Here is an 8,568-nt window from a genome sequence, read left to right on the forward strand (position 1 = left end):
CCGCTGCCGGGGCCGAGACCCCGCAGGAGCGCGTCGCTCGCCTCCAGCGCGAGGCCGAGGAAGCGCGCCTGGCGACGCTCGCCGAGCAGACCGAACGCGAAACCGAACAGCGCGCCCGTGCGCTGGAGGAAGAGAAGCGCCGCGCCGAAGCCAATCGCGAAGCCGAGGCCGAAGCCGCGCGCGCACCCGCGCCCGAGCCCGAAGCCGCTCCGGCCGAAGCCGGCGGGGCTGAGGAAGCGTCGGGCGAAGCCGGCACCGCCACGCCGACCCCCACCGCGCGCCGCTTCACGCCGGTCGCCCGGCCCGAGATCAAGCGCCCCGAGAAGAAAAAGGAAGAGAAGCGCCCCGCAGCCACGCCGGAACGCGGAGGCGGGGGCGATCGCCGCTCGGGCAAGCTCACCGTCACCCGCGCGCTCAACGAGGACGAAGGCCGCCGCGCGCGGTCGCTCGCCGCACTGAAGCGTGCGCGCGAGAAGGAACGCCGCACCCACGGCGGCCCCTCGACTCCGCGCGAGAAGCAGGTGCGCGACGTGGTCGTGCCCGAGGCGATCACCGTGCAGGAGCTCGCCAACCGCATGGCCGAAAAGGGCGCCGACCTGGTGAAGGCGCTGTTCAACATGGGCATGATGGTCACCGTCAACCAGACGATCGACCAGGATACCGCCGAGCTTCTGGTCGAGGAATTCGGCCACAACCTGACCCGCGTCAGTGCCAGCGACGTCGATATCGACACCAGCGAGGACACCGATCCGGAAGACACGCTGAAGCCGCGTCCGCCGGTGGTGACCATCATGGGCCACGTCGACCACGGCAAGACCTCGCTGCTCGATGCCTTGCGCGGTACCGACGTGGTGAAGGGCGAAGCCGGCGGCATCACCCAGCACATCGGCGCCTACCAGATCACCACGAAGGGGAAGGACAAGATCACCTTCCTCGACACCCCGGGCCACGCCGCATTCACCGAAATGCGCGCGCGCGGCGCGAACGTGACCGACATCGTCATCCTGGTGGTCGCGGGCGACGACGCGATCATGCCGCAGACGATCGAGGCGATCAGTCACACCAAGGCGGCCGGCGTGCCGATGATCGTGGCGATCACCAAGTCCGACCGGCCCGAGTACAACGCGCAGAAGATCCGCGAGCGCCTGCTCGAGCACGAAGTCATCGTCGAATCGATGAGCGGCGAAGTGCAGGACGTCGAGGTTTCGGCCAAGACCGGCGCAGGCCTCGACGAGCTGGTCGAGAAGATCCTGCTCCAGGCCGAACTGCTCGAACTGAAGGCCAACCCCGACCGCGACGCCGAGGCGACCGTGATCGAGGCGCAGCTCGACAAGGGCCGCGGCCCGGTCGCGACGGTGCTCGTCACCCGCGGCACATTGAAGCGCGGCGATACCTTCGTGGTCGGGACCGAGAGCGGCCGCGTGCGCGCGCTGGTCGACGACAAGGGCAAGCAGATCAAGGAAGCCGGCCCGTCAGTCCCGGTCGAAGTGCTCGGCTTGGGCGGCGTGCCCGATGCCGGCGACGCGCTGACCGTGGTCGAGAACGAGCAGCGCGCCCGCGAGGTTGCGCAGTACCGTCAGGAGCAGGCGACCGCCAAGCGCACCGCGCTGGCGCCGACCAACTTCGACACCATGTTCTCGAACCTCAAGACCAACGTGGTTGAGTACCCGGTGGTGGTGAAGGCCGACGTGAAGGGCTCGGTCGAAGCGATCGTCAACGCGCTCCACGCGATCTCGAACGACGACATCAAGGTCCGCGTGCTCCACGCGGGCGCGGGTGCCATCACCGAGAGCGACGTGGTGCTGGCGGCGGCTTCGAAGGCGCCGATCATCGGCTTCAACGTGCGTCCCAACCCCAAGGCGCGCGAGCTGGTGGCGCGGGACAAGGTGCGGATGATGTACTACGACGTCATCTATCACCTGACCGAGGAAGTCTCGAAGGAGATGGCCGGCGTGCTCGGCCCGCTCAAGATCGAGAACGTCCTCGGCCGCGCCGAAGTCAAGCAGGTGTTCCCGGCAGGCAAGCGCGACAAGGCGGCGGGTCTGCTCGTCGTCGAAGGCGCGATCCGCAAGGGCCTGTTTGCCCGTCTCACCCGCGAGGACGTCATCGTCTCGGCGACCACCATCGCCTCGCTGCGGCGCTTCAAGGACGACGTGGACGAAGTCCGCGCCGGCCTCGAATGCGGCGTGGTGCTGGCCGACACCAACGACATCAAGGCGGGCGACCAGCTCGAGGTGTTCGAGGTCGAGGAGCGCGAGCGCGTCCTCTAACCGATGCCGCGCTACGTCGCTCTGCTCGGCTCAATCAACGTCGGTGGTAACCGGCTGAAGATGGACGAGCTGAAGGCGGCGCTGGAAGAGCACGGGTTCGCCAACGTCACTACGGTGGTGGCGAGCGGCAATGTGTTGTTCGACCATCCCCGCGCGGCGGATGCGAAGCTGGAGGACGAGATCGCCGGGGTGGTCAAGGACCGCTTCGGCATCGCGACTTTCGCGGCGGTGCGGACTGGAGGGGAGCTGTCAGCGGTGCTGAAGGAAAGCCCGTACGCGGGGAAGGGGGAGGACAAGTTCGTCCATGTCCACTTCCTCAGCAAGCAGCCGACCAAGGCGCAGTTCGAGCAGCTCATTGCCGATCACTCGGGCCGAGGCGCCGAGAAGCTTGCGCCCGGCACCCGCGCGCTGCACATCGATTTCGTGGATGGCGTCGGCACCAGCAAGCTGACCGGCGCCTTCATCGAGAAGCGGCTGGGCTGCAAAGGGACCGCGCGCAATGTGCGGTCGATCAAACGGATAATCGAGAAGCTAAGCTAATGGCGCAGCGCGCATCCACTCCCGAACAGCAGTCGGTCCGCGTGCTCAAGGTGGGCGAGCGGGTGCGGCATATCCTGAGCGAGCTGCTCGCACGCGGCGAGGCGCACGACGACGTGCTGACCGCGCACTCGGTCTCGGTCACCGAGGTGCGGATGACGCCTGACCTGCGCAATGCCAACGCCTACGTGAAGCCGCTGCTGGGCGAGGACGAGGCCGCGGTGCTGAAGGCCTTGCGCACCAACACCGCCTTCTTCCAGCGCGAGGTCGCCAAGCGCCTCGGCCTCAAGTTCGCCCCCCGCCTCTCGTTCAAGCCCGACAGAAGCTTCGACGAAGCCGACCGGATCGAGCGGCTGCTCAATGACCCGAAGGTGGCGCGGGACCTGGGAGACTTGGGCGAGGACTGAACGCTACTCGTTCAACTCGCCCAGTGAATGACCATCCCGTCGTTCACCCAGCGGTCGCCCTCCTTGCGCAGCGCGAACAGCGTGCCTCCGCCGCACAGCGACCCGCATTTGCCGTACCCGATTTCCACGTAGGCGCGCCCGTCGATTTCGACGGGGTCGGTGATGTAGCGGGTGACGTGGCACTCTTCGCCGTCAGGCGGCATGTGGAATTGGCTGCGATCGATTTCGAGCACGCGGCCTTGGCCGGCAAGGATGCGTTGGAAGTCGCCGGTGCGATCGAATTCATCGGGCGCCGGTCGGAGAAAGCCGTGCGATTGCTGGGCGAGCAACATTTGAATCCCCGACATCTTGGCGAGGTCGCCTCCTTGGGCGAGGCAGGCCCCGTTCCCGGCCTTGAGCGAGGAGACGCCGGTCGGATTGCGGTCGTCGGGATCCCCCGCGCGCAGCGTGTCGATCACCGCTTGGCACTCGCTCTCCGCCGCGCTTGCCGCCGGGGCCAACAGCAGGCCCGCCAGCGCCGGTACCACCACATATTCGCGAACGATGGATAGCCTCATCACGCCCCCTTGTTCCGCCAGCCGCCAGTGTGCAGACAGCCCGCCTGATGGCCAAGCTCTACTTCTACTACGCCAGCATGAACGCGGGGAAGAGCTCGACCTTGCTGCAGGCGGACTTCAACTACCGCGAGCGCGGGATGCGGACGATGCTGTGGACCGCGCGGCTGGATACTCGCAGCGAGGGCATGGTGCGCAGCCGCATCGGGCTGGAGGCGGACGCGCATCACTATGTGCCCGAGACCGACCTCTACGCCGCGGTGATGGCGGCGCACCGGATTGAGCCGGTCGACTGCGTTCTGATCGACGAGGCGCAGTTCCTGACCCGTGAACAGGTGTGGCAATGCGCCCGGCTGGCCGACCAGGAGGGCATTCCGATCGTCTGTTATGGCCTGCGCACCGATTTCCAGGGCGAGCTGTTCCCCGGCTCGGCGGCGCTGCTCGGCATCGCGGACAAGCTCGTCGAATTGAAGGGCGTGTGCCACTGCGGGCGCAAGGCGACGATGAATCTGCGGGTCGATGCCAGCGGCGCCGCGGTGCGCGAGGGCGAGCAGACCGAAGTCGGCGGCAACGACCGCTATGTCGCGCTTTGTCGCCGCCACTTCAGCGAGGCGATCGGGCTCCCTAAGTAAGCAAGATGTCCGACACGCTGCTGCAAATCGTCCTGCTGGTCCCGTGCCTGGTGATCGCGATCGTCTTCCACGAAGTCGCGCATGGCTGGGCGGCGCTCGCGCTGGGCGATCCCACCGCCAAGGAGCGGCGGCGCCTGACGCTCAATCCCATTCGCCACGTCGATCCCGTGGGGACGCTGGTGGTGCCGGGCGCGCTCGCCTTGTTCGGCGGCCCGGTGTTCGGCTGGGCCAAGCCAGTGCCCGTCAACTTCAACCGCCTGCGCAACCCGCGGCTCGGCATGATGCTGGTGGCGGCGGCGGGACCGGCGATGAACCTGTTGCTGGCGACGATCGCGGCGGTGACGCTCGGCTTCTGGGCGGGCTCGCTCACACTGGCGCCGGCGGGGGCGAGCGAATACCTGTTCGCGGGCCTCCAACTGTTTATCCTGATCAACGTCTTCCTGGCGCTGTTCAACCTCCTGCCGATCCCGCCATTCGACGGCTCGCACATCGTCGAAGGGCTGCTGCCGCGCCGCATGGCAGTGCACTATGCCAAGCTGCGCAACGTCGGCATGCTGCTGTTCGTGGTGCTGATCGCCGCGACCTGGGCGTTTCCCGACGCGGGCATCATCGAGAAGGTGGTCGGCCCGCCGGTCGAGTGGGTGCAGGGCAATTTCTTCGCGCTGGCTGAAGCGGTCGCACGCGCGGTGGGGACGTGAACCAGCCGCACGGTTGGCTGATCCTCGACAAGCCGCGCGGGCTCGGGTCGACCCAGGCGGTCGCGGCGGCGAAGCGCAACCTGCGCGAGGCGGGCTACGGCAAGGTCAAGATCGGCCACGGCGGCACCCTCGATCCGCTGGCCGAGGGCGTGCTGCCCATCGCGCTGGGCGAATCGACCAAGCTTGCCGGGCGCATGCTCGATGCGAGCAAGGTCTACGAGTTCACGGTGCGCTTCGGCGAGGAGACCGACACGCTCGATACCGAGGGCGCCGTGATCGAGCGGTGCGACCGGTTGCCGACGCTAGCGGAGATCGAGGCGGTGCTGCCGCGCTTCACCGGGCCAATCGAGCAGGTCCCGCCGGCGTACTCCGCGCTCAAGGTCGATGGACAGCGTGCTTATGATCGCGCGAGGGCGGGCGAACAGGTGGAACTGGCGACCCGCGCGGTGACCGTCTTCGCGCTCGATCTCGTTGCTAATGGCGAGAGCGAAACCACTCTCCGCGCCCACGTCAGCAAGGGTACGTACATCCGCTCGCTGGCAAGGGACATCGCGCGCTCCGTGGGAAGCTGTGGCCACGTCACCTACCTGCGGCGCATCAAGGCCGGCCCGTTCCTTGAGGAACAGGCGATTTCGCTGGACACTCTCAGCGAAATCGGTAAGGGCGCGCGCCTTGAAGACCACCTCCTGCCGCTAGAGGCGGGGCTGGACGGTATCCCGGCCCACGAACTCGATCGGACAGCAGCGCAGGCGGCCCGCCAGGGTCGGGTCTTGTCCGATCAAGCCTTGCCCGACGGGCTGTTCCTAGCGCGATGCGCCGGCGTGCCGGTGGCGCTGATGGAAACCGAAGGGGGGACGGCGAAAGTCGTCCGCGGCTTCAATTTCCCCGATGCCGCGAAAGACTGATTGCATGACGATTACCGCTGAAAAGAAGCAAGAGATCATCAAGGACAACGCCCGCGAGAAGGGCGACACCGGTTCTCCCGAAGTGCAGGTCGCGATCCTCACCGAGCGTATCCGCAACCTGACCGATCACTTCAAGGATCACCACAAGGACAACCACTCGCGCCGCGGCCTGCTGATGATGGTCAACAAGCGCCGGACCCTCCTCGCCTATCTCAAGAAGATCGATGTCGAGCGGTACAACGCGCTGATCCAGAAGCTCGGGCTTCGTAAGTAAATTTCGCGGAAGCGGCCCCGAGGTGGGCCGCTTCTCGCATCTGGCATCCTTCACAATCCGGTGAAGGGGCCGGGGGCCAAGGCCCCGCACCGGACCGGGACGGACTACCCGGCAGCAAATCCCGCCGATGCAATAGGGCCGGCGGGCGAAGGAAAATACATGTTCGACACCAAGACCGTATCGATGGAGTGGGGCGGAAAGACCCTCACTCTGGAAACCGGGCGTATTGCCCGCCAAGCCGATGGCGCCGTGCTGGCGACCTACGGCGAGACCGTGGTGCTGTGCGCCGTGACCGCCGCCAAGTCGGTGAAAGAGGGCCAGGATTTCTTCCCCCTCACCGTGCACTACCAGGAAAAGTTCTTCGCCGCCGGGCGCATCCCGGGCGGCTTCTTCAAGCGTGAGCGTGGCGCCACCGAGAAGGAGACGCTGGTCTCCCGCCTGATCGACCGCCCGGTCCGCCCGCTGTTCCCCGAAGGGTTCTACAACGAGATCAACGTCATCGCGCAGGTGCTGAGCTTCGACGGCGAGGTCGAGCCCGACATCGTCGCGATGATCGCCGCCTCGGCTGCGCTGACCATCTCGGGTGTGCCCTTCATGGGCCCGATCGGCGCCGCGCGCGTCGGCTATGTCGACGGTGAGTACACCCTCAACCCGCGCCAGCCCGAGGCCGCCGACGGCGCGCTCGACCTGGTCGTCGCCGCCACCGGCAACGCGGTGATGATGGTCGAATCCGAAGCCAAGGAGCTGTCGGAAGAGGTCATGCTCGGCGCGGTGCTGTTCGCCCACGACGAGATCAAGAAGGTCGTCGGCCTGATCTGCGACCTGGCCGAGAAGGCCGCCAAGGATCCGTGGGACGTCGCGACGCAGGACAACTCGGCGATGAAGGCCGAGATCAAGGGCCTGATCGGCGCCGATGTCGCCAAGGCCTATGGCACCACCGACAAGTCGGCCCGCCGCGAGGCGCTCGAAGTCGCGCGGCAGAAGGTCAAGGACCATTACGCCGACCAGGACGGCCAGACCGTCATGACCGCGATCAAGCTGACCAAGAAGGTCGAGGCGGACGTGGTCCGCGGCGCGATCCTCAAGGACGGCAAGCGCATCGACGGCCGCAAGACCGACCAGGTCCGCCCCATCGAATCGCAGGTGCACATCCTGCCCCGCGCGCACGGTTCGGCGCTGTTCACCCGCGGTGAGACGCAGTCGATCTGCACCACCACGCTGGGCACCAAGGACGCCGAGCAGATGATCGACGGGCTGGAGGGTCTCTCCTACTCGAACTTCATGCTGCACTATAACTTCCCCCCGTACTCGGTCGGCGAAGTGGGCCGCTTCGGCGCCCCGTCGCGCCGCGACACCGGTCACGGCAAGCTCGCCTGGCGCGCGCTGCGGGCGGTGCTGCCGTCGAAGGAAGAGTTCCCGTACACGATCCGCGTGGTCAGCGACATCACCGAGTCCAACGGCTCGAGCTCGATGGCGACGGTGTGCGGCGGCAGCCTCGCCCTGATGGACGCCGGCGTGCCGATTACCCGTCCGGTGAGCGGCATCGCGATGGGCCTGATCCTCGAAGGTGACCAGTTCACCGTGCTCAGCGACATCCTCGGCGACGAGGATCACTTGGGCGACATGGACTTCAAGGTTGCCGGCACCGAGCAGGGCATCACCACGATGCAGATGGACATCAAGGTCGCCGGGATCACCCGCGAGATCTTCGAGGCCGCGCTCAACCAGGCCAAGGCCGGCCGCGCGCATATCCTCGGCGAGATGACCAAGGCGCTGGGCTCGGCCCGCACCGAGCTGTCGGCGCACGCCCCGCGCATCGAGACCATGCAGATCGACAAGTCGAAGATCCGTGATGTCATCGGCACCGGCGGCAAGGTGATCCGCGAGATCGTCGCCGAGACCGGCGCCAAGGTCGACATCGACGACGAAGGACTGATCAAGATCTCGTCGTCCGACCTCAGCCAGATCGAAGCGGCCCGCAAGTGGATCGCCGGCATCGTGGAAGAGGCCGAAGTCGGCAAGATCTACGACGGCAAGGTCGTCAACATCGTCGATTTCGGCGCGTTCGTGAACTTCATGGGCGGCAAGGACGGTCTCGTCCACGTCAGCGAAATGAAGAACGAGCGGGTCGAGAAGCCGACCGACGTGGTGTCGGAAGGCCAGGCGGTGAAGGTCAAGGTCCTCGAGATCGACAACCGCGGCAAGGTCCGCCTGTCGATGCGCGTGGTCGACCAGGAAACCGGCGAGGAGCTGGAGGACACCCGTCCCCCGCGCGAACCCCGCGAGCCCCG

The 8,568-nt window shown here is 66.9% G+C and carries 9 protein-coding genes; 8 read left to right on the forward strand and 1 reads right to left on the reverse strand.

Annotation, left to right across the window (positions count from 1 at the left end; all coding sequences use genetic code 11):
* The 3 genes from infB to rbfA all read left to right on the forward strand — a co-directional run.
* A partial coding sequence (gene infB / locus ELY12_RS00025) for a translation initiation factor IF-2 (RefSeq protein ID WP_241229654.1) occupies positions 1-2,270 on the forward strand: 2,270 nt, incomplete at its 5' end.
* A 3-nt stretch (positions 2,271-2,273) separates the two neighbouring features.
* Positions 2,274-2,810: a DUF1697 domain-containing protein gene (locus tag ELY12_RS00030; RefSeq protein WP_126174656.1), complete on the forward strand. Its 537-nt coding sequence runs from the start codon at positions 2,274-2,276 to the stop codon at positions 2,808-2,810.
* Entirely contained in the window at positions 2,810-3,214 is a 405-nt protein-coding gene (gene rbfA, locus ELY12_RS00035; protein ID WP_126174657.1) for a 30S ribosome-binding factor RbfA, read from the forward strand. Before ELY12_RS00030 ends, rbfA begins: the two co-directional genes overlap by 1 nt.
* 11 nt (positions 3,215-3,225) lie before the next feature.
* Here rbfA and ELY12_RS00040 read toward each other — a convergent pair whose 3' ends face one another.
* Positions 3,226-3,771, reverse strand: coding sequence for a hypothetical protein (locus ELY12_RS00040; protein ID WP_126174658.1), 546 nt, complete (start codon positions 3,769-3,771; stop codon positions 3,226-3,228).
* 47 nt (positions 3,772-3,818) lie between these two features.
* Here ELY12_RS00040 and ELY12_RS00045 point away from each other — a divergent pair, with 47 nt between their 5' ends.
* The 5 genes from ELY12_RS00045 to pnp form a co-directional block, all read left to right on the forward strand.
* Entirely contained in the window at positions 3,819-4,400 is a 582-nt protein-coding gene (locus ELY12_RS00045) for a thymidine kinase (RefSeq protein WP_126174659.1), read from the forward strand.
* A gap of 5 nt (positions 4,401-4,405) precedes the next feature.
* The gene (locus ELY12_RS00050) at positions 4,406-5,098 is read left to right on the forward strand and encodes a site-2 protease family protein (protein ID WP_126174660.1); all 693 of its coding nucleotides are present in this window, start codon (positions 4,406-4,408) and stop codon (positions 5,096-5,098) included.
* Complete coding sequence (gene truB, locus ELY12_RS00055) at positions 5,095-6,003, forward strand: tRNA pseudouridine(55) synthase TruB (RefSeq protein ID WP_126174661.1); 909 nt, start codon at positions 5,095-5,097, stop codon at positions 6,001-6,003. The genes ELY12_RS00050 and truB overlap by 4 nt, the downstream gene beginning before the upstream one ends.
* A 4-nt stretch (positions 6,004-6,007) precedes the next feature.
* A complete protein-coding gene (gene rpsO / locus ELY12_RS00060; protein WP_126174662.1) occupies positions 6,008-6,277 on the forward strand; it encodes a 30S ribosomal protein S15 in 270 nt (89 codons plus the stop codon).
* Positions 6,278-6,436: 159 nt separating this feature from the next.
* Positions 6,437-8,568: polyribonucleotide nucleotidyltransferase (gene pnp, locus ELY12_RS00065; protein ID WP_126174663.1), on the forward strand; the 2,132-nt coding region annotated here is incomplete at its 3' end.

It is taken from the genome of Tsuneonella rigui, assembly GCF_003958625.1.
Lineage (GTDB): Bacteria > Pseudomonadota > Alphaproteobacteria > Sphingomonadales > Sphingomonadaceae > Tsuneonella > Tsuneonella rigui.